The sequence below is a fragment of the Nocardioides ochotonae genome (assembly GCF_011420305.2).
In the GTDB taxonomy this organism is placed as follows: domain Bacteria; phylum Actinomycetota; class Actinomycetes; order Propionibacteriales; family Nocardioidaceae; genus Nocardioides; species Nocardioides ochotonae.
Genome location: NZ_CP061769.1, coordinates 360870 through 381815, shown reverse-complemented (window position 1 = coordinate 381815; position 20946 = coordinate 360870). Strand labels below are relative to the sequence as shown.

The window sequence follows — 20946 nt, the reverse complement described above, 5'->3', positions numbered from 1 at the left end:
GTCACACCGCACCCGGAGGGGTCGAGGATGAACCGGACGAGGGCGGGGTGGGCGTGCTGCCACCGCCACCGAGACCGGGGTCGCCGTGCACGTCGCCGCCGGGACCGGGCGGGGTCACCACGACCGAGGAGCCGTTCTCCTCGACGCGTCCGCCGTTGTGGGCGCGGGCGCGGATCTCGGCCGGGATCTCGACCGCGGGACGGTCCGAGGGGCGTCGCGTGGGCGACCCGGTCCATGCGGGGCGCACGGGGCGCCGGCGCAGCGGCTCGAAGATGCGGGCCACCTCGGCCTTGTCGAGGGTCTCCTTGTCCAGGAGCTCCAGGACGAGCTGGTCGAGCACGTCGCGGTTCTCCTCGAGGATGTCGAAGGCCTCCTGGTGCGCCGCGGCCAGCAGCTTCTTGGTCTCGTCGTCGACGATCGCGGCGACGTCCTCGGAGTAGTTGCGCGCGTGGCCCATGTCGCGGCCCAGGAACGGCTCGCCCTGCGTCTCGCCCAGCTTGATCGCGCCGAGGCGCTCGGTCATGCCGTACTGGGTGACCATCGCGCGGGCCAGGTTGGTGGCCTTCTCGATGTCGTTGCCGGCGCCGGTGGTCGGGTCGTGGAAGACCATCTCCTCCGCGGCGCGGCCACCGAGCATGTAGGCCAGCTTGTCGAGCATCTCCGCACGGGTCTGGGAGTACTTGTCCTCGTCGGGCAGCACCATCGTGTAGCCGAGGGCACGACCGCGCGGGAGGATCGTGATCTTGTGCACCGGGTCGGTGCCCGGCAGCGCCGCGGCGACCAGGGCGTGGCCGCCCTCGTGATAGGCGGTGATGAGCTTCTCGTTCTCGCTCATCAGCCGGGTCCGGCGCTGCGGGCCGGCGATGACGCGGTCGATCGCCTCGTCCAGGGCGGCGTTGGTGATCAGCTTCTGGTTGGTGCGCGCGGTGAGCAGCGCGGCCTCGTTCAGCACGTTGGCCAGGTCGGCGCCGGTGAAACCGGGCGTACGGCGCGCGACGGAGCGCAGGTCGATGTCGGGGGCCATCGGCTTGCCGCGCGAGTGGACCTGGAGGATCTGGTGGCGCCCGGACAGGTCGGGGGCGTCGACCTGGATCTGGCGGTCGAAGCGGCCCGGCCGCAGCAGCGCGGGGTCGAGCACGTCGGGACGGTTGGTCGCGGCGATGAGGATGACCCCGCCGCGGACGTCGAAGCCGTCCATCTCGACCAGCAGCTGGTTGAGGGTCTGCTCGCGCTCGTCGTGACCGCCGCCCATGCCGGCGCCGCGGTGGCGGCCGACGGCGTCGATCTCGTCGATGAAGACGATCGCCGGGGCGTTCTCCTTGGCCTGCTCGAACAGGTCGCGGACGCGCGAGGCGCCGACGCCGACGAACATCTCGACGAAGTCGGAGCCGGAGATCGAGTAGAAGGGGACGCCGGCCTCGCCGGCGACGGCGCGGGCCAGCAGGGTCTTGCCGGTGCCGGGCGGGCCGTAGAGCAGCACGCCCTTGGGGATCTTGGCGCCCACGGCCTGGAACTTGGCGGGCTCCTGGAGGAACTCCTTGATCTCGCCGAGCTCCTCGATGGCCTCCTCGGCGCCGGCGACGTCGCTGAACGTCGTCTTCGGCATGTCCTTGGTGATGAGCTTGGCCTTGGACTTGGCGAACTGCATGACGCCGCGGCCGCCGCCGCCCTGCATGCTGTTGATCAGCCAGAAGAACACCACGACGATCAGGATGATCGGCAGGAAGGTCAGCAGCAGCGAGCCGAGGAAGCTGGCCTCCGCGACCTCGGTGTTGTACTCCTCGATCTCGTCGGCGTCGATCTGACGCTGCACCTCGTCGGCGATGCCGGCCTGGGTGCCGTTGAGCCAGTGCGTCATCACCTCGTCGCCGTCGTCGCGCACGCCCTCGTCGAGGGTCGCGCGGATCTCCTGGTCACCGTCGACGAAGGTGATCTCCTTGACCTGGCCCGCCTCGATGTAGGCGGTCATCTCCGAGGTGCTGATCTCGTCGCCACCCGCATTGGGAGCGAGGTACTGCAAAGCGAGCAGCACACCGACCACTGCGACGACGATCCAGACCCAGGGACCCTTGAATATGCGCTTCACTGACTTCTCTCGACTCGAGCACGACTGAAGTGCCGACGGTACAGCCCGTCGACAATCATGATTCTCTCAGGAACCCGGCGCACCCGGGCCGACGTCCGCCGGCGCCCGGCGCTCAGGAGTAGACGTGCGGCGCCAGGGTGCCGATGTCGCGCAGGTTGCGGTAGCGCTCCTTGAAGTCCAGGCCGTAGCCGACCACGAACTCGTTGGGGATGTCCCAGCCGACGTACTTGACGTCGACCGGCATCGTCAGCGCCTCGGGCTTGCGCAGCAGCGTGCAGATCTCGACGCTCGCGGGGTTGCGCGAGGTGAGGTTGCTGGTGAGCCAGGACAGGGTCAGGCCGGTGTCGATGATCTCGTCGACGACGATGACGTGACGGCCCGAGATGTCGGTGTCGAGGTCCTTGAGGATGCGGACCACGCCGCTGGACTTGGTGCCGGAGCCGTAGGAGGACACCGCCATCCAGTCCATCTCGATGTGGCGGGAGAAGGAGCGGGCCATGTCGGCCATCACCATCACCGCACCGCGCAGGATGCCGACGATGAGGAGGTCCTCCCCCTCGTAGTCCCGCTCGATCTCGCGGGCGAGTTCACCGATCCGCTCCTGGATCTGGGCCTCGGTGAAGAGAACGTTGACGAGGTCCTGCTCGACGTGGGCTGCGTCCATGGGCGACACCCTAGACCCGCCGGCCGGGTGGTCCCGACGGCGGGCGCGGGGGCGGGCGGCCGCCCCCGCGACGGCTCACCGGCGGAAGGTGACCGCGAACCGCACCACGGCGGCCGAGGAGGCCTTGAACTGGGTCGATCCGGCGTAGGAGACCCGGACCGAGTAGTCCCGCTTCTGCGGCTGCACGGGGCAGCGCTTCTTCTTGCGCTGGGCCTTGGTGCAGGTGACCTTGGCCGGACCGGCGAGCTTGGCGGTGCGCACCCGGACCGCGCCGTTGCGCAGGGTGGCCGTGCCCGCGTCCACGGTCTTCCCGCCCGCCTTCACCAGGTAGGTCACCTTCCCCGCGGGGACGAGCGTGCTGCCGGCGCCGGGTGCGACGCGCACGGTGAGAGCCGCCCGGGAGCGGTTGCCGAGGGTGCTGCGCACGGCCTTCGCCGTGGTCCGGGAGGCGACCTTCTGGTACCGCACGGTGATCGGGTCGAGCTCGAGCACCTCGCGCCGCTTGAGCTCGATGCCGTCGTCGACGCCGACCCAGGTGGTGCGGATCGGGTGCGCGGAGTCGGGGCCGGTGCTGACCCGGAGCATGTACAGCGCGTCGGGGCCTCCGGGCAGCCGGTAGAGCTCGAAGTCCCCGCCGTACGTCAGGCCGCTGGACATCACGCCGTCGACCTCCTCCCAGTAGTCGTAGGCCTCGACGCGGGCGTTCTCGACGGGGTTGCCGGAGGGGTCCACGACGGTGCCGAAGATCCAGCCGCGGCCGGGGTCGGGCTGGCCGGCCAGCTGGGCGGCGCTGAGGGTGGGTGCGGCGAAGCGGGGTGCGTCGCCGCCGTCGACGGCCTGGGCCGTGACGGGGCCGAGGCCGGCGGCGAGCAGCCCGGTGAGGGTGAGTGCGAGCACGCCGGAACGGCGGGGGCGGAGGGCCATGAGGGGGAGGTTCCTTCGTGAGATCGGGTGCCCGGGACCCGGGCCGACCGAGCCTAGGGCGGCCCGCGGGGTCGGGGCAGGGAGAACTCCCGGAATGACCCGGCCGCGCGCCGCCTGGTCCAGATGGGCCAGCGTGCGCGCTCCCGCCCGCGCACCCGTTCGCGCCATCCTCGTCCCAGCCCTCCCGCCGCTCGGTCAGCCGGCCGGTGTACCGACCGAAGGACAGCCCATGAACCGCCCCCTCGCGACCGCTGCGGTTGCCGCCACCGCGCTGCTCACCCTCACCGGCTGCTTCCGGCTCGACCTCGACCTCGCGGTCGACGCCGGCGATGTCGTGTCGGGCACGATCGTGACCGCCGTCGACACCGAGGTGCTCGAGGAGCTGAGCACGGTGTTCGCCGACCTGGAGGACGCCTTCCCCGAGGGCGGCGCCGGCGGGGAGACCGGCGGCGAGGCCACCGACCCCGCCGAGGGCTTCCCGGGCTTCGAGGGCCTGGCCGACTCCGATGAGCTCTCCGCGGAGACCGTCGAGTCGCTGAAGGCCCAGGGCGCGCAGGTCACCGTCACGGAGTACGCCGAGGACGGCTTCGCCGGCGACGAGGTCTCCTTCACCGACCTGCCCCTGGCCGGCCTCACCGAGGCGTTCACCGACGGGGACGGCGAGGAGACCCTGGAGATCACCCGCGACGGCGACACCTACCGGGTGGCGATGGTCCTCGACCTGAGCGACGCCGCCGGCGAGAGCCCGGTCGAGGAGATGGACCCCGCAGCGCTGGGGATGCGTGCGCCGGAGGCGCGGGTCAGCGTCACCCTGCCCGGGCCGATCGTCGAGGCCAACGGCGAGATCGACGGGAACACCGTGACCTGGGAGCTCGCCGCGACCGAGGGCAACGAGCTGACCGCGACCGCGACCCTCGCCGACGAGACCGGCCCGGCGGCGGCGCAGGAACCCGCGGAGGACTCCTCGAGCACCGGCGTGGTCGCGGCGGTGGTGGGCGGAGCGGTCCTGCTCGCGCTGGTCGGCGGGCTGGTGCTCGCGCGGTCGCGCCGCCGGTCTCAGGCCTGAGCGGCGTCCGGCGGTCCGTCTCCCGGGCGGTGGGCCGCCACCCGCAGCAGCCCGGCCGAGCGCGTCCCCCGCACGTGGCCCGGCAGGTCGACCCACTTCTGCCCCCGCCACCCGGTGACGAGCGCGTCGAGGGCGAGCACGTGGTCGTGGAAGAGCTCCGAGGCCGGTGAGCCGGCGGCGAGCGCGGCCAGCCGCAGCACCCGGCGGCGTACGGCGTCGGGCAGCGCGGCCAGGCCGGCCACCGCCATCCCGTCGGCCGTCCCCTCGGCGGGCCGGCCGGGCACGAGGTCGGCGTAGGCCTGCTCGGCGAGGTCGTCGAGCAGGTCCATGTCGACGCGCAGCTGGTCGGCCGTGCGCGCCAGCGTCGCGGCCACGCCGGGGCCGAGGTGCTCCTCGAGCACCGGCAGCACCGAGCGGCGCACCCGCACCCGTGCGTAGCCGGGGTCGTCGTTGTGCGGGTCGTGCCACACCTCGATCCCCTCGACCTGGCAGGCGGTCACGGTGTCGTCGCGGGTGACGTCGAGCAGCGGGCGGCGGTAGCGGTCGAAGCGGCGGCGCATCCCGGCCAGCGAGCGCCCGCCCGAGCCGCGGGCCAGGCCCAGCAGCACGGTCTCGGCCTGGTCGTCGCGGGTGTGCCCGAGCAGGACCGCGGCCGCGCCGAGGTGGGTGGCCATCTGATCGAGCACCGCGTAGCGCGCCCGGCGCGCGGCGGCCTCGGGGCCGAGCCCGGCGCCCTCGACCTGCACGCGCGCGGAGATCGTCTCGTCGGCGCCGAGTCGCGCCATCTGCTGCACCACGCCCGCGGTGACCTCGGCGGAGCCGGTTTGCAGGCCGTGGTCGACGCTCGCCCCGGCGACCCGCAGCCCGGCCCGGTAGCCCTCGAACACCGTTGCGGCGAGCAGCGCCATCGAGTCCGGGCCGCCGGAGCAGGCCACGAGGACCGTCGCGCCGGCGTCCAGGTCGGCGAGGTCGCGTCGTACGCCGCGGCGTACGGCGGCCACGGCAGGGTGTAGGCCCACCGCGTCAGAGGACCCGGCGCAGCCAGGCGTCGGGGTCGTGGATCTCCGCGGTGGTGGGCAGGTTGGCCGGGCCCTCCCAGACGGCGTTGAACTGCTCCATGCCCGCGGTGTCGACGACGTGGCGCACGAAGCGCGCGCCGTCGCGGTACTGCGCCATCTTGGCGTCGAGGCCGAGCAGGCGGCGCAGCAGCCGGTCGAGGGTGCCGACGCCCTGGCGCCGCTGGTCGAAGGAGGCGCGGATCCGCGCGACGCTCGGGATCACGGTCGGCCCGACGCCGTCCATCACGACGTCGGCGTGGCCCTCGAGCAGCGACATCACCCCGGTGACGCGGTCCACGATCTCGCGCTGGGCCGGCGAGCCGAGCACGTCCATCAGGCTGCCGCGGTTGCCCCCGCGCAGCGCCTCGACGACGCGCTGGAGCCCGGTCTCGACCAGCTCGGTGGAGTCGATGGTGTCGGCGATCGCGCCGATCTCGGAGAACAGGTGCCCGCGCATCCACGGCACGGCGGTGAACTGCACGCGGTGGGTCTCCTCGTGCAGGCAGACCCAGAGCCGGAAGTCGCGCGGGTCGGCGTCGATGGCCTGCTCGACGTGGACGATGTTGGGCGCGACGAGCAGCAGCCGTCCGTGCGGGTCGTGGAAGGGATCGAACTGCCCGAGCACGCGCGAGGACAAGAACCCGAGCAGCGAGCCGACCTCGGCGCCGGTCACCTTGGAGCCGACGCTGAGCGCCAGGCCGGACGGCGGGCGCTTGGCACTGAGCTGGTCGATGATCGGCGCCAGGACGGTGCGGAAGCCGTCGGCGTTGGCCTGCACCCAGCCGGGCCGGTCGACCACCAGCACCGGCGCGGTGTCGTCGGGGGCGTCGAGCCCGGTGAACTCCCGGACCAGGTCGGTGGAGCGCCGCGCCCCCTCGCGCAACTCCGCGACCGTGGCCGCGGCGGACTCCCGGCTGACCTGCGGGCCGTCGCCGGCGATGCGGGAGCCGACCTTGACCGCGAAGCCCCAGTCGATCATCTCGGGCGCGGGCGGGAGCTGCTGAGTCATGTCCTGAACGTACCTGTGGGTACCGACTCGTCGGTCACGGCGAGCTCGCGCAGCGGCACGCGCCGAGCGCGGCAGCCGCCTCGTCGAGCGCGTCGCGGGCGTCGAGGGTGTCGTCCACGGCCACCTTGTCGGCCATCAGCACGAACACCACGGGGACGCCGTCGAGGGTGGTGGCGGTGCCGGCCAGGCTGCTGACGTTGGTGAGCGTGCCCGTCTTGGCGCGCACCCGCCCGCGCCCCTCGGGGGCCCCGGTGTCGAAGCGGTCGGTCAGCGAGCCCGAGAACGCCGCCACCGGCAGGCCGGACAGCAGCGAGGAGAGCTCCTCGCGCGGGTCCGTGGCCGCCACCCGCAGCACCCCGAGCAGGGTCTCCGGGCGCAGCCGGTTGGCGCGCGAGAGCCCGCTGCCGTCGAAGATCCGCGCCCCGGCGATGGGCACCCCGAGGCCCTCGAGCACCTGGAGCACGGCCCTGGTGCCGGCCTCGAAGCTGCCGGTCCCGGCGACCGCGAGCCCGACGTGGTGCAGCACCACCTCGGTCGTCTCGTTGTCGCTGACCAGCACCAGGTGCTCCACCAGCTCGCGCAGGGTCGGCCCGGTGACCGAGGCGACCGGCGTCGCGTCGGCGCCGGCGCGGCGGTGCTTCGGCTCGCCGAGCACCCGCACCCCCGCGCGGCGCAGCGCCGCGGCGAACTCGTCGGCGGCGGTGCGCGCGGGGTCTGCGACCCGGCCGAACCCGGTCTGCGGCCGCCCGCCGTCGACCCAGAGCGCGCCGATCGGGGCGACCACCCCGTCGGGCAGGTAGCTCGGCTCCCAGCGGGTGCTGGCCGGGGGGCCGGTGAACAGGAAGTCGTCGTAGGACAGGCGCACCGCGGTGCGTCCCTCGGCGGCCAGCGCGGCAGCGGTCTCCCGGGCCAGGGTCACCACGTCGGCACGCGGCGGCCAGCGGGTCTCCCCCTCCTCGACCGGGCGCGAGGCGAGCAGCGGGTCGCCGCCGCCGACCAGGGTGATCCGAGCCGGGCCGGTGCCGTTGCCCGGCTTCTGCACCACGCGGGTGACGAAGCCCGTGTCGGGGTCGAGCACCGCCAGCGCGGCCAGCGAGGTCAGGAGCTTGGTGGTCGAGGCCGGGATCGCGGTCGCGCTCCCCCGCCGTACGACGACCGGGGCACCGCCGCGCAGCGGAGCGACGGCGGCCAGGACGTGCGGGCCGAGGTCGTCGTCGCGCAGCCCCGGCTCGAGGGCACGGCGTACGGCGCGGAGGTCGAGGCGACCGGTGTCCGCGGTGTCGATCGGGTCGGCGAGGGGCGCCGGCGACACCACCGGGGCGAGCTCGAGCCCCTCGGGCGGGTCGACCTCGGCGGGCGAGGCGGCCTCGCGCGGCCCGAGCCACTCGTCGAGCAGGCCGTCGGCCGCCTGGAAGCGGTAGGTGGCCACGCCGCCGGCCGCGAGCACCAGGACCAGGAGGAGCACCAGCCAGGTCGTGGCCCGCCCCTGTTCGGGCGCGCCGCCGTGGCGTCGGTCACGTCGAGGCACCCAGTCACTCCCATCAAGTGTGTGTTGCGGCCATTGTGCGCGAGACTGACCCGGTGCATCCCCGGCGGGGGTGACACCCTGATCTGCAACACCCCGACCAGCAACGGCTGGTCACGACCAAGTGGGCCCGTCGGCCCGGACCCAAAACGCGGAGGAATGACGTGCTCGAGTTCGACGTGCTGGTGGAGATCCCCAAGGGCGAGCGCAACAAGTACGAGGTGGACCACGAGTCCGGCCGGCTGCGCCTGGACCGGACGCTCTTCACGTCGACGCAGTACCCCGCCGACTACGGCTACATCGAGGAGACCCTCGGCCAGGACGGCGACCCGCTGGACGCGCTCGTGCTGCTCCAGCAGCCGACCTTCCCCGGCTGCCTGATCCGCTGCCGCGCGATCGGCATGTTCCGCATGACCGACGAGGCCGGCGGCGACGACAAGGTCCTGTGCGTCCCGGCGACCGACCCGCGCCTGGAGCACCTGCGCGACATCAGCCACGTCTCGCGCTTCGACCGCCTGGAGATCCAGCACTTCTTCGAGGTCTACAAGGACCTCGAGCCCGGCAAGTCCGTCGAGGGCGCCGAGTGGGTCGGCCGCGCCGAGGCCGAGGCCGAGGTCCTCGCCTCCTTCGAGCGTGCGAAGGAGACCGGCGGCCACTGAGCCCCGACAGTCGAACGACGAGCGCCAGTGCCCCGCGGGGCCCTGGCGCTCGTTGCGTCTGGCTCAGCCCACGAGGTCGGGGCTGCGCAGCATCGCCGGCGGGATCGCGAAGGCGTCGACGAGGTCCTCGGCCAGCGGGCGCACCCGGCGGCACAGGCTGCCGATCTCCCGGGTGATCGCCTTGGAGCGGGCGACCGAGAGCCGGCCGTGCTCCAGGAACCAGGCCCGGTCGGCCTCCAGCGCGCTCAGCGCGTGCAGGTCGCACAGCAGCGCCATCGCGACCTTCTCCTCGCCCTCGGGCATCGCGCGCACCTTCGCGACGAAGGCCTCGAGGACCAGCCGCTCCACGTGGGCGTGGGCCGCGCCGATCACGTGGTCCTGGACCCGGGAGAAGACCTCGCCCGGTGCCATGCCGTCGTCCATGCCGCGCTTGAGCCGGCGCGCGGCTCCGCTGATCATGTGCTCCTCGCGGAAGCGGAACATCGCCAGCTGGTAGTCGGAGTCGAGGATCCCCGCCTCCTGATCCCAGTCGTCGCCGCCGGGCAGCACGTCCTTGATCCGCTCGAGCAGCTGGTGCACCCGAGTCCTCTCCACGACCGTCTCGACCGCGAGGCCGGCGACGAAGCGCACCAGGCCGAGCTGGTCCATGTCCTCGAACTCGCTGGCGTAGTCGGTCAGCAGGCCCTTGGCGACCAGCTGGAGCAGCACGTGGTTGTCGCCCTCGAAGGTGGTGAAGACGTCGGTGTCGGCCTTGAGCGCGGCGAACCGGTTGACCGCGAGGTAGCCCGCCCCGCCGCAGGCCTCGCGGCACTCCTGGATGGTGCGGGTGGCGTGCCAGGTGCCGAGCGCCTTGGTCCCGGCGGCGCGTGCCTCGAGCTCGCGCTTCGCGTGCTCGTCGGTGACCAGGCCGGAGGTGACGTCGTGCAGCTGCCCGGCGACGACCTCCTGGGCGAAGTGCATCGCGTAGGTGCGCGCCAGGAGCGGGAACAGCCGGCGCTGGTGCAGCCCGTAGTCGAGCAGCAGCTCCTCGGGCGCGTCGCTGCTCGCCTCGAACTGCCGGCGCCGCAGCCCGTACTTGATCGCGATCGTGAGCGCGACCTTGGCGGCGTTGATGCCGGCGCCGCCGACGCAGACGCGGCCCTGGACCAGGGTGCCGAGCATCGTGAAGAAGCGCCGCCCGGGGCTCTCGATCGCGCTCTCGTAGACCCCGTCCGGGGTCACGTCGGCGAACCGGTTCAGCAGCGCCTCGCGCGAGACGCGCACGTCGTCGAACCAGATCCGGCCGTTGTCGACGCCGTTGAGACCCATCTTGAGCCCGTCGTCCTCGATGCGGATGCCGGGCAGGCAGGCGCCCTGCTCGTCGCGCAGCGGCACCACGAAGGCGTGCACGCCCTCGCTGCTCCCGCCGACCTCGAGCTGGGCGAAGACGACGGCCACCCGGGCATGACGCGCGGCGTTGCCGATGTAGTCCTTGCGCGCGCCGTCGTCGGGCGTGGTGATCACGAACTCCTGCGTCGCAGGGTCGTACGTCGCGCGGGTGCCGAGCGCCTGGACGTTGGAGCCGTGCCCGGTCTCGGTCATCGCGAAGCAGCCGAGCAGGTCGCCGCGCACCAGGTCGGCGAGGTAGCGGTCGTGGTGCTCCCGGGTGCCGAGCTGGAGGATCGCGCCGCCGAAGAGGCCGAACTGCACCCCGACCTTCACCAGCACCGAGAGGTCGCCGTACGCGAGGGTCTCGAAGGCGGCCACCGAGGCGCCGATGTCGCCGCCCCCGCCGTACTCCTCGGGGAAGCCCATGCCGGTCTGGCCGGTCGCGGCCAGCTCCAGCACGATGTCCTTGACCCGCTCGCGGAACGCGTGGTGGTCCATCGTCTCGGCGTCCTCCAGGACGCCCGACCAGGTGTCGAGGTTGGCGCGCACCAGGTCGCGGACCTCGGCGTAGCGCCCGTCGAGCAGCGCGGTCAGCGCGCCGACGTCGACGGCGGGGCTGCGCCGGGCATCGGTGCCCGTCTCCCCGGGGACGGCACTCGGGCCGGGCCCGGTGGGGACGGCAGGGACGTCAGGGACGGCGGGCGGGGACACGGCGGAGGGGTGCACGGTGTCGGCGGACATGGCCCCACGTTACCCGCGGGTCACCAAGCCCAGACGTGGTCCGGACAGGTGCCTCGGCGGGGTCAGGGCCGCGCGTGGAAGGTGGGCGGGGTCCAGTAGTACATCGACTCCTCGGTCACCGGGCGGCCGGTGCGCGGGGCGTGCACGATGCGCCCGTCGCCGACGTAGAGCGCGACGTGGAAGATCGAGGACGGGCTCGAGGTGGAGCCCCAGAAGACCAGGTCGCCGGCGCGCAGGTCACCGGCCCCGATCGGGGTGGACTGCTCGTACTGCGCGACCGAGTAGTGCGGCAGCGACTTCCCGCCGGCCGCCCAGGCGCCGGAGGTGAGACCGGAGCAGTCCCACGCGTCGGGGCCGGCGGCGGCCCAGCGGTACGGCTCCCCGAGCTGGGCGCGGGCGAACGCCACGGCGGCCGCGGCCCCCGATGCCACCGGCGGCGCCGGGGTGGGCGCGGGAGCGGGCGGTGCCGGCGGGGCGGGCTGGCTGGGCTGGGCCGGCTGGGCGACCGGCGCGGGGTCCGGGTCCAGCGGGGCGGAGGGGGCGGGCTGGGTGGCCTGCTGGGCTGCGGCAGCGGACTCGGCCTCGGCGGCCGCGGCGGCCGTCTCGGCGGCGCGGCGCTCGAGGGCGGACTGGCGGCGCTCGGCGAGCGCGACGCTGATCCCCTCGAGGCGGGCCAGGTCGGCCACCAGGGCGCTCTTCTCCGCAGCGACCGCGGCGGCCTCCTCGGCGGCCGCGCGGGCGGCGCCGGCGGCCGCGTCGCGTGCCGCCCGCGCCTGCTCGGCGCTCTCGCGGGCCCGGTCCTCGGCCTGCGCCGCCTGCCCGGCGCTGACCTCGGCGACGGTCGATGCCGCGCGATAGGCCTGGGCGCGTTGGTCGAGCGCCTCCTGGGCGTTGCCGACGACGGTGGTGGTCTCCAGCACCGCGGCGATGCCGTCGGACTCGGTGAGCGCCGCGAGGGCGCTCAGCTCGGGCGCCAGCTGATAGCTGGCGACCATCGCGTCGGCGTACACCCGGCGCTGGCGCTCGCTGAGCTCGCCGGCGCGGGCGGCGGAGCGCTGCGAGGCGCGCAGCTCGCGGCGCGCCTCGGCGGCCGCCCACCGGGCGCCGTTGTAGGCCTCGGCCGCCTGCGCTGCGGACTGGGCGGCCATCCGGAGCCGCTCGTCGGCCACGGCCAGCCGGGCACGGGTCGCGGCGAGGTCGCCGGCCCGGTCCAGCACGGCGTCCTCGGCCTCGGCCACCTGGGTGCGCGAGGGGACGTCCTCGTCGGCGGACGCGATCGCGCCGCCCCCGAGACCGCCCAGCGCGAGCGCGCCGGCGAGCCCGGTCGCGACGAGCGAGACCGAGAGGGCCCGGGGGTTCCCGCGGGCCACGTGGGGCAACCGCTGGGGGTTCCTGGTGCGCACACGCTGCCTCTCGCCGGGGTCCTGACGACACGACACCCCGGGCGCCTTCCTCGCCGTCCGGGGCGTCTGGCAGTCACGCTAGTGAACTTTCGTCACAAAGGCCACAACTTCCCCAGAATCATCAGAGGCAGGCGGCGTGTCGGCTTGACGAATTACATGATTGTCATTCGCCGCGGACTGCAGAACGGCGACGGCGGAAATGCAGCGGACCCCCGGTCGGGCGTCGCGGGGGACGGGGCCGACCGGGGGTCCGGTGAGGTCGCAGCGAGGCTCAGTGGCGGCCGACGGGGACCGCGGAGGTCGTGGTCGTCGGGTGCGCGCGCAGCCCGCCGCGCTCGAACTTCTGGCCGGTGGCGATGCCGCCCAGCCAGAAGGCGATCAGCGCGATCAGGATGCCGCCGGCGACGTCGGCGACGTAGTGCCAGCCGAAGTAGATGGTCGCCACCACGGTGACCGCGAAGTTCGCCCAGGCGATGATGCGCAGCGCCTTGTTGCGCACCGTGTACTGGATCATCAGCGCCCACAGCAGCGTGACCCCGGTGTGCAGGCTGGCGAAGCCGGCCACGGTCTGCGCCTCGCCGGTGCCCCAGCGGACTCCCTGGCGCGCGTTGACCAGCGAGTTCATCAGGTCGGTGGTGCCGGTGTGGGTCAGGTCCGTGTAGAGGAACGGGTACTCCAGCCCCGGCCCGATGGTGGGCAGCAGGTAGTAGGAGACCGTCCCGAGGGTCCAGATGATCCCCTGCGAGGTGACGAACCACCATCCGAACGAGATGTTGCGCGACCACACCAGCCACACGGTCACCAGGATCGCGACCAGCGGGATGAACCACAGGTAGATCGTGGACAGGAAGTGCGCCACGAAGAAGGTGCCGAACACCTCGTGGAAGATCGGGCCCGGCTCGTGGCCGAAGAACAGCACCCGGTCGAGCATGTGCAGCTCGCGGTCGTACATCGCCGGGTTCACGTCGGGCAGGAACGACTTCAGGTTGCGGTAGCAGACGTAGATCACGTAGAAGCACACGACGCCGACGGCGACCAGGGTGAAGCGCTCCCGATTCCAGTGGGTGCGCCAGCGCTCGCGCAGGATCCCCGGCATCTCGCGGGGCCTGCCCTTGGACAGCCAGATCGTGCGCGGGACGAGGTCGAGCAGCACCGCGCCGCCGAGCAGGAGCGGCAGCCGCAGCCACGAGGGCCCGAGGAAGCTGCCCTCCGGGTCGATCAGGCGGCGGTCCAGAGCCACCGCGGTGATCACCGCCCAGGCACCCATGAACACGGCCAGCACGACGAGCAGGACATAGGAGCGGCGATACACGCCCGCAGTCTAGGAGACGGAACCCTCGCCGCCGGCCGGGGATCACGCCCCGCACCGTTCCTCAGCCCGGGATGACCGCCACCCGGCCCGGGTCGACGCGCAGGCGCACCGCCTCCCCCGGCGCCGGAGGACGCCCGAGCCCGGCGACCGCGTCGATCTCGCCCACCCCGGCCACGTCCACGACCAGGCGCACCTGCCCCGGCGTGTCGCGGGCCGCGCGCACCGTGCCGGACAGCGGCCCGCCCGGGTCCGCGCTCAGCGCCGATCGTCGTACGGCGAGAGCCGGCGCGGCCGGCAGGCCGGCGGCGTCGAGCACGAGGGCCGCGGCCGGGCCGGTGAGCACCCGGGCGTAGCCGAGGAAGAGCGCGGTCGCGGTGTCGGCCGGCGCGCGCCAGACCTGGCCGATCTCGCCCTCCTGGACCAGGCGCCCGTCGCGGAGCACGGCGAGCCGGTCGGCGACCGCGAACGCCTCCTCGTGGTCGTGGGTGACCAGCAGCGCGGTGGTGCCGGCGGCGCGCAGGATCCGGCGCAGGTCCGCGGCCAGCCGCTCACGCAGCCCGGCGTCCAGGGCGGAGAGCGGCTCGTCGAGCAGCAGCAGCCGTGGCTCGACGGCCAGCGAGCGGGCCAGCGCGACCCGCTGGCGCTCGCCGCCGGACAGGGTGCCGGGCAGCCGGTCGCCGTACCCGCCGAGGCCGACGAGGTCGAGCAGCTCGGCGACCCGGCCGGCCACCTGGGCGCGGGGGACGCGTCGCAGCCGCAGCGCGTAGCCGACGTTGCGCGCGACGCTGAGGTGGGCGAAGAGCTGGCCGTCCTGGAACATCAGCGCGAAGCCGCGCTTGTGGGTGGGCACGCGGGCCAGGTCGCGGCCGTCCCAGGCCACGGTGCCGCCGGTGACGTCCTCGAGCCCGGCGACCGCGCGCAGCAGCGTCGACTTGCCGCTGCCGGAGGGCCCGAGCACCGCCAGCACCTGGCCGTCGGGCAGGTCGAGGGACACCTCCCGCACGGCGGGCTCGCCGTCGTAGGAGACCGAGACGTCACGCAGGGACAGCACTAGAACGCTCCTACCGAGCCCACGCGGAGCCGTTCGACGGCCAGCATCACCAGGGCGGTGACGGCGGCCAGGACGACGGACGCGGCGAGGGCCATGCCGTAGTTCATCGCACCGGGGTGGCCGATGAGCCGGAAGATCACGACCGGCACCGTGGGCCGGTCGTCGCGGGCGAGGAAGGACGTCGCCCCGAACTCGCCGAGGGAGACCGCGAAGGCGAAGCCAGCCGCGGCGAGCAGCGGCTTCCACACGATCGGGAGGTCCACGGTGGTCAGCGTGCGCAGCGGGCCGGCGCCCAGCGCGGCCGCGGCCTGGCGCTGCCGGTCGTCGATGCCGCCGAGCACCGGCGCCAGGGTGCGCACCACCAGCGGCAGCGCCACCAGCGCCTGCGCGATCGGCACCAGCAGGGGCGAGTCGCGCAGGTCGACCGGGCCGCGCCCGAGGGTCACCAGGAGCCCGAACCCGACGGTCACCGCCGAGACGCCGAGCGGCAGCATGAAGAAGGCGTCGAGCGCCCCGCGCAGCCGCCGCTCCGCGCGACCACGCGAGCGCCGGGTGACCACCAGCGCCACCAGCCCGCCGAGCAGGAGCGCCATCCAGGTGGCGTCGACCGCGACCCGCGCCGAGTTCGCCAGCGCGTCGGTCACCGGCACCAGCAGCGCCTGCTCGGAGCCCGTGGTGCCCAGCGCCCGGTAGTTGCCCAGGCTCCACTCCCCCTCCACCCGCAGCGAGCCCGCGACGAGGGTGGCGATCGGCGCCCCGACGTACACGAGCAGCACGGCGGTGGCGCCGAGCCACGGCCAGTCGCTGCGGCGCACCGGGCGCGGGCGCGCGACGACGCGCGCCGTACCGCCGGGCACCGCCCGCAGCCGGGCCGACACCGCCAGCAGCACGGTCACGATCACCAGCTGGAGGATGGACAGCGCGGCGGCGGCCTGGAGGTCGAGCAGGTTGGTGGTGAGCAGGTAGATCTCGGTCTCGACGCTGGCCCAGCGCAGGCCGCCCAGGGTCAGCACCACCCCGAACCCGGAGGCGCAGAACAGGAACACCACGCTCGCCGCCGACACGATCGCCGGGCGCAGCGCGGGCAGGGTGACGGTGGTGAGGACCTGGCGCGGGGAGGCGCCCAGGGCCGCCGCGGCCTCGCCGGGGCGCGGGTCGAGGGACTCCCACGCCCCGCCGACCACCCGGATCACCACCGAGACGTTGAAGAACGCCAGGCCCAGCACGATCGCGACCGGGCTCCCGGCCAGGCCGAGGAACCCCAGCGGCCCGTCCTCGCCGAGCAGCTGGGTGAAGGCGACCCCGACGACCACCGTGGGCAGCACGAACGGCACCAGCAGCACCGCCCGCAGCACGCCGCGCAGCGGGAGCGCGAGGCGGTGGAGCACGTACGCCGCGGGCAGGCCGAGCACCAGCGCGAGCGCGGTCGCGGCGCCGGCGGACCAGGCGGTGAACCACAGCACCCGGTGCACCCGCGGACGGCTCAGCACCTCCAGCACCGCGCCCGGGTCGAACACCCCGTCCACGACGAAGCCCCGCGCCAGCATGCCGCTCACCGGCACCACGAAGAACAGCCCGAGCGCGACGACCGGCACGACGGCCAGCGCCGCGAGCGTGAGCAGCCTCCTCAGCGCGGTCACGTCAGCGGGCGACCAGGTCGTTCCACTCCCGCAGCCAGGCGGCGCGGTTCTCGTCGATCTCCGCCGGGTCCACCTGCCAGGTCCGCTCCGGGCGCGGGGCGTGCCTGGCCCACGCGGCGGGCAACTCGACCTGCGCGGAGACCGGGAAGACGTACATGCTCTCCGGCAGGGCGGCCTGCACCTCGTCGCTGAGCAGGAAGTCGATGACCTGCTCGGCGCCGTCGGGGTTGTCGGCACCGGCCAGCACCCCGGCGTACTCGACCTGCTCGAAGCAGGTGTCGAGCAGGGCGCTGGTGGTGGAGGCGCCGCCGGAGACGGTGAACGCCGGGGAGGAGTCGTAGGACAGCACCAGCGGGCGCTCGCCCTCGCCGCCGCCCTGGGTGAACTCCGCCTGGTAGGCCTCCGACCAGCCGCTGGTCAGCCGGGCGCCGTTGGCCATCAGCTCGCGCCAGTAGTCGGCCCACCCCTCGCCGTAGCGCGCGATGGTGGTGAGCAGGAAGGCCATGCCCGGTGAGCTGGTCGCCGCCCCGGGCAGCACCAGCTGGTCGCGGTAGGCGGGCTCGGTGAGGTCCTCGAGGGTGCGCGGCGGGGCGAGGTCGCGCTCGGCGTACCAGGCGTCGTCGACGTTGAGGCAGACCGCGCCGGTGTCGACGGGGGTGAGCAGGTCGTCGGCGTCCCCGGGCAGCTCGTGGTCGGCGGCCCCCGGCGGCAGCTCGGGGGCGTAGGAGGCGAAGACGCCCTCGCCCAGCGCGCGCGAGGCGAAGGTGTTGTCGACGCCGAAGGCGACATCGCCGATCGGGTCGTCCTTGGTCAGCACGAGCTTGTTGGTCAGGGTCCCGGCGTCGCCGGACGGGCGGACCTCGAGGTCCAGGCCGGTGCGCTTCTCGAAGTCCGCGACCAGCTCGTCGGGGAGCGAGAAGGAGTCGTGCGTGACGAGCACGACCCGCTCGGCAGCCGAGGCGCCCTCGTCCTCGGAGGACCCGGTCAGCGAGCAGCCGCCGAGCACGGAGGTCGCGAGGACGGCCAGTCCCGTGAGGACGGCCGAGCGGGCATGGGTGGACAGCACCATCGGTGACTCCCTTCGCCGGTGTTAACCGGAGCAGGTTCGGAGGGTCTGCGGCTGGTCCGCACTCTCAGCACGCTCGCGCGTGCTCCCCTGTCTTGTGCTGGACACCCTAGCCCGGTGCTGGTCCGTCGTCCCGGCGGCGCTCGGCCGTCTGTGAGACTCGGAGTGTGGAGATCCGCACCTTGGCCTTCGACGAGCTCGACCCGCGCACGGCGTACGCCGTCTGGCGGCTGCGCCAGGACGTCTTCGTCGTCGAGCAGGAGTGCCCCTACCCCGACCTCGACGGCCGCGACCTGGAGCCGGGCACCCGGCACCTGCTGCTGCTCGAGGAGGGCCCGGGCGGGGCCGGCCGGCTGATCGGCTACCTGCGCCTGCTCGAGGAGGGCACCCACGCCCGGATCGGCCGGGTGGTGCTGGTCGCGTCCGTGCGCGGTCGCGGGCTGGCCGACGAGCTGATGCACGCCGCGCTCCGCGAGATCGGGGAGCGCCCCTGTGTGCTGGACGCCCAGTCCCCGCTCGCCGACTGGTACGCGTCGTTCGGCTTCCGCGTCAGCGGCCCGGAGTTCCTCGAGGACGACATCCCGCACACCCCCATGCGCCGCGACCCCACCCCCTGACCCCTTCGGGGGTCAGGCGCTGAGGGCGAAGAGGATGCCGTCGGGGGCGTGGGTGGCGGTGGCCTGGCCGCGGGCGACGAGCAGTTCGAGGTGGGCCTTCGTCTCCATCGCGGCCATCCCACGGCTGAACGCGTCGAGGGTGTCGAAGTGGTGGTCGTGGCGGGTCCAGGGCAGCTCCGCGGCGACCTGCCGCGAGGTGCGCGGACCGCCCGAGAGTGCGGCGAGGCTCTGGGCCAGGCGGCCCTCGTGGTGCACGAGGAGCTCGTCGACGCGGGCGTGCGCGGACGGCGCGACCGGCCCGTGCGCGGGCAGCAGCTGGAGGTCCGGCAGGGCACGGACCTTGGCGAGGGAAGCCATGAAGTCCCCGAGCGGCTGGTCCGCCGGGGGCACCGTGAACCCGATCGACGGAGTGATGGTCGGCAGCACGTGGTCCCCGGCGAAGAGCATCCCGGCCGCGGTGTCGGCGAAGACGAAGTGCCCGGGCGTGTGCCCCGGCGTGTGTACGGCGCGCACCGTGCGGGTGCCGAGGTCGATGTCGTGGTCGCCGTCCAGCCAGGTGTCGGGGTAGCGCCACAGGCCGAGGTCGGGCCGGTCCCCGTTGCCGGAGCCCCACTCCTCGGCGATGTCCTGCGCGCCGGCGGTGCGGAGCACGGCGAGGAACGGGCTCTCGTCGAGGTCCGGGTCGTTGAGCAGGTCGAGCGCCGGCTTCTCCCCTGCGCCGAGCGACACCTGTGCACCGGTCTCCGCGCCCAGCACCGAGGCCATCGTGTAGTGGTCGCGGTGCACGTGGGTCACCAGGAACCGGCTGATGTCGCCGAACCCGTAGCCCACCTCGCGCAGGCACCGCTCGAGCAGCTCGCGGGCCACCGGGATCGCCCAGCCGCCGTCGATGAGCGTGAGGCCGTCGCCGGTCTCGACGACGTACACGTTGACCGCCTTGAGCCCGTCCATCGGCAGCGGCAGCGGGATCCGGTGGATCCCGTCCGCGACCCGCCACGCGCCCTCGGCGGACCAGTGGGTGCCGGAGTCCGGCGAGATCGCGCGGGCGGTGGGGGTGGAGGAGGAGGTCACTCCCGCACCCTAGGAGAGAGCGGCGGGTTCGAGGTCACCAAGTCCCAGATCCAGGTTGGGCTGCTGGATGCCGCCGTCGACCTCGAGCAGCTTGCCGGTGACGTACTGCCCCGCGCGCGAGGCGAGGTAGAGCACCGCCGCGGCGATGTCCTCGGGCTCCCCGACCCGGCCCAGCGGCGTGCTGCCCTCGAGCTGCTCCATCAGCTCGGGCTGGCCGGCGACGTAGTCCAGGGCGCTGGTGCGGATCGAGCCCACGAAGATGCCGTTGACCCGCACCCGCGGCGCGAGGTCGGTGGCCGCCAGCCGGGTCCAGTGCGCCAGCGCGGCCTTCGCGGTGCCGTAGGCGAGGTAGCCGCGCCCGGCCGTGCGTCCGAGCATCGAGGAGATCGTCACGATCGACTGCTGGGCCGCGCCCGCCCCAAGGGGCGCCGAGCGCAGCATCAGCGGCACCGCCGCCCGGCTCAGCGCGTGCGCGGTGAGGACGTTGAAGCGGAACGCCTCGTCCAGGAACCGCTCGCTGGTCTCGAGGAAGCCGCGCGGGAACGTGCCGCCGACGTTGTTGACGACCGTGTCCAGCCGCCCCAGCTCGTCGTACGCCGTCTGCGCGAGCCCGGCCACGGCGTCGAGGTCGCTGAGGTCGGCGGCCACGACCACGCAGCGCCGCCCGGTGGCGCGCACCGCCGCGGCGACCTGCTCCAGCTGGCTCTCGGTGCGCGCGGAGATCAGCACGTCGGCGCCGGCCTCGGCGAGGGCCACGGCCGTGGCGGCGCCCAGCCCGCGCCCGGCGCCGGTGACGATCGCGACCTGATCGGTGACCGCGAACCTGTCCAGGATGCTCATGCCGGGCACCCTAGCGGCGCGCGGAGCCCCTGTCCCCGATCAACGGTGGACGGCCACGACCTGCTCGTGGAGCAGCCGCGGCCACTGCCCCGCCTGGGCCGGGGTGGCGGCCACGACCAGCTCGCTGCCGGCCACCAGCGAGGCGATCCGCTCGGCGGTGCGCAGCGGGTGCGCCGGGTCCTCGGTCCAGGCGAGCACCGTCGTCGGCACACCGATGCGGGCGACCGCCTCGGGCGCCGGCAGGTCGCTGAGCGCGGCGCCCCGCAGCAGCGACGGCAGCAGCTCCTCGCGCACGTCCGGCACCGTCTCCGGCGCCTCCACCGTGGCGGGCGGCCGCGGCGCGGCCCGGCCGACCTCGACGAACGCCGCCATCCCGTCCCGCTCGACCAGCTCGGCGGCGGCGAGGTAGTCGCCCGCCTTCGCGACCCGGGTCTCCCAGGCCGTCGGCGGCACCACCAGGGTCAGCGCGGAGAACCGCTGCGGCTCGCGGGTGATCGCGTGCAGCAGCGTGGCGCACCCCATCGAGGGGCCGACGCCGTGCACGGCCTCCCCGGGAAACACCTCCTCGAGGATCCGCAGCAGGTCGTCGGCGAGCACCTCCCAGCGGTAGTCCTCGGGCACTGCTCGCCCCGTGGAGCGGCCGTGCCCGCGGGCGTCGTAGCGCAGCAGCCGGGTGCCGCTGAGCCCGATCCCGAGGTCGAGGTCGAGCAACCGGTCGCGGTAGCGGCTGGAGGTCAGCCCGTGCAGCTGGACCACGGGCTCGCCGCCCTCGTCGCTGAGCTCGAAGTCCAGTGCGGCGCCGGGGACGGTGAAGGTGGACAACGCGGCGGCTCCTGGCAGGGGACG

General features: G+C 74.0%; 18 protein-coding genes and 1 riboswitch. Of the genes, 3 read left to right on the top strand and 15 right to left on the bottom strand.

What is annotated here, in order from left to right:
- Window position 1: 1 nt before the first annotated feature.
- From ftsH to HBO46_RS01860, 3 genes are all read right to left on the bottom strand, one after another.
- Window positions 2-2086 (bottom strand): ATP-dependent zinc metalloprotease FtsH, encoded by a 2085-nt coding sequence (gene ftsH / locus HBO46_RS01870; protein WP_166137504.1) that lies wholly within the window; start codon window positions 2084-2086, stop codon window positions 2-4.
- 112 nt (window positions 2087-2198) lie between these two features.
- Window positions 2199-2750 carry a hypoxanthine phosphoribosyltransferase gene (gene hpt, locus HBO46_RS01865; RefSeq protein WP_166137507.1) on the bottom strand — a complete coding sequence of 184 codons (552 nt, stop codon included), beginning with the start codon at window positions 2748-2750 and terminating at the stop codon, window positions 2199-2201.
- 75 nt (window positions 2751-2825) lie between these two features.
- Window positions 2826-3674 (bottom strand): carboxypeptidase-like regulatory domain-containing protein, encoded by an 849-nt coding sequence (locus HBO46_RS01860; RefSeq protein WP_166137510.1) that lies wholly within the window; start codon window positions 3672-3674, stop codon window positions 2826-2828.
- Between the two features lie 229 nt (window positions 3675-3903).
- Between HBO46_RS01860 and HBO46_RS01855 the strand changes: the two genes are divergently transcribed.
- Window positions 3904-4740, top strand: coding sequence for an LppM family (lipo)protein (locus HBO46_RS01855; protein ID WP_166137512.1), 837 nt, complete (start codon window positions 3904-3906; stop codon window positions 4738-4740).
- On the opposite strand, the gene tilS is transcribed toward HBO46_RS01855, so the two are convergent.
- From tilS to dacB, 3 genes are read right to left on the bottom strand one after another with little or no spacing between them, the layout of a single operon-like run.
- On the bottom strand, window positions 4731-5759 hold the full coding sequence (gene tilS, locus HBO46_RS01850; RefSeq protein WP_166137515.1) for a tRNA lysidine(34) synthetase TilS: 1029 nt from the start codon (window positions 5757-5759) through the stop codon (window positions 4731-4733). The genes HBO46_RS01855 and tilS overlap by 10 nt on opposite strands.
- Window positions 5760-5763: 4 nt before the next feature.
- Entirely contained in the window at window positions 5764-6807 is a 1044-nt protein-coding gene (locus tag HBO46_RS01845; RefSeq protein ID WP_224769326.1) for a zinc-dependent metalloprotease, read from the bottom strand.
- A 34-nt stretch (window positions 6808-6841) separates the two neighbouring features.
- Complete coding sequence (gene dacB, locus HBO46_RS01840; protein ID WP_166137518.1) at window positions 6842-8335, bottom strand: D-alanyl-D-alanine carboxypeptidase/D-alanyl-D-alanine endopeptidase; 1494 nt, start codon at window positions 8333-8335, stop codon at window positions 6842-6844.
- 161 nt (window positions 8336-8496) lie between these two features.
- On the opposite strand from dacB, the gene HBO46_RS01835 reads away from it, so the two are divergent.
- Window positions 8497-8991 (top strand): inorganic diphosphatase, encoded by a 495-nt coding sequence (locus HBO46_RS01835; RefSeq protein ID WP_166137521.1) that lies wholly within the window; start codon window positions 8497-8499, stop codon window positions 8989-8991.
- A gap of 63 nt (window positions 8992-9054) precedes the next feature.
- Here the strand turns inward: HBO46_RS01835 and HBO46_RS01830 are convergent, their stop codons facing one another.
- The 6 genes from HBO46_RS01830 to HBO46_RS01805 all read right to left on the bottom strand — a co-directional run bounded on the left by HBO46_RS01830 (window position 9055) and on the right by HBO46_RS01805 (window position 17575).
- Window positions 9055-11100: an acyl-CoA dehydrogenase family protein gene (locus HBO46_RS01830; protein ID WP_166137524.1), complete on the bottom strand. Its 2046-nt coding sequence runs from the start codon at window positions 11098-11100 to the stop codon at window positions 9055-9057.
- 62 nt (window positions 11101-11162) lie between these two features.
- Complete coding sequence (locus tag HBO46_RS01825) at window positions 11163-12470, bottom strand: C40 family peptidase (RefSeq protein WP_191480190.1); 1308 nt, start codon at window positions 12468-12470, stop codon at window positions 11163-11165.
- A gap of 304 nt (window positions 12471-12774) precedes the next feature.
- Window positions 12775-13815, bottom strand: coding sequence for a phosphatase PAP2 family protein (locus tag HBO46_RS01820; RefSeq protein WP_224769325.1), 1041 nt, complete (start codon window positions 13813-13815; stop codon window positions 12775-12777).
- A 61-nt stretch (window positions 13816-13876) separates the two neighbouring features.
- Entirely contained in the window at window positions 13877-14866 is a 990-nt protein-coding gene (locus HBO46_RS01815) for an ABC transporter ATP-binding protein (RefSeq protein ID WP_166137530.1), read from the bottom strand.
- The gene (locus HBO46_RS01810; RefSeq protein ID WP_224769324.1) at window positions 14866-16506 is read right to left on the bottom strand and encodes an ABC transporter permease; all 1641 of its coding nucleotides are present in this window, start codon (window positions 16504-16506) and stop codon (window positions 14866-14868) included. The genes HBO46_RS01815 and HBO46_RS01810 overlap by 1 nt, the downstream gene beginning before the upstream one ends.
- Before the next feature lies 1 nt (window position 16507).
- Complete coding sequence (locus tag HBO46_RS01805; RefSeq protein ID WP_166137533.1) at window positions 16508-17575, bottom strand: thiamine ABC transporter substrate-binding protein; 1068 nt, start codon at window positions 17573-17575, stop codon at window positions 16508-16510.
- A riboswitch (TPP riboswitch) is annotated at window positions 17566-17674 on the bottom strand. (Overlaps the previous gene by 10 nt.)
- A 65-nt stretch (window positions 17675-17739) precedes the next feature.
- On the opposite strand from HBO46_RS01805, the gene HBO46_RS01800 reads away from it, so the two are divergent.
- Window positions 17740-18189: a GNAT family N-acetyltransferase gene (locus HBO46_RS01800; RefSeq protein ID WP_166137536.1), complete on the top strand. Its 450-nt coding sequence runs from the start codon at window positions 17740-17742 to the stop codon at window positions 18187-18189.
- A 12-nt stretch (window positions 18190-18201) separates the two neighbouring features.
- On the opposite strand, the gene HBO46_RS01795 is transcribed toward HBO46_RS01800, so the two are convergent.
- Genes HBO46_RS01795 through HBO46_RS01785 form a run of 3 tightly spaced genes read right to left on the bottom strand, consistent with a single transcriptional unit; the run spans window position 18202 to window position 20922 of the window.
- A complete protein-coding gene (locus HBO46_RS01795) occupies window positions 18202-19260 on the bottom strand; it encodes an MBL fold metallo-hydrolase (protein WP_166137539.1) in 1059 nt (352 codons plus the stop codon).
- Window positions 19261-19269: 9 nt separating this feature from the next.
- Window positions 19270-20100, bottom strand: coding sequence for an SDR family oxidoreductase (locus HBO46_RS01790; RefSeq protein WP_166137541.1), 831 nt, complete (start codon window positions 20098-20100; stop codon window positions 19270-19272).
- A 39-nt stretch (window positions 20101-20139) separates the two neighbouring features.
- On the bottom strand, window positions 20140-20922 hold the full coding sequence (locus tag HBO46_RS01785) for an alpha/beta fold hydrolase (protein ID WP_166137544.1): 783 nt from the start codon (window positions 20920-20922) through the stop codon (window positions 20140-20142).
- Between the last annotated feature and the right edge of the window lie 24 nt (window positions 20923-20946).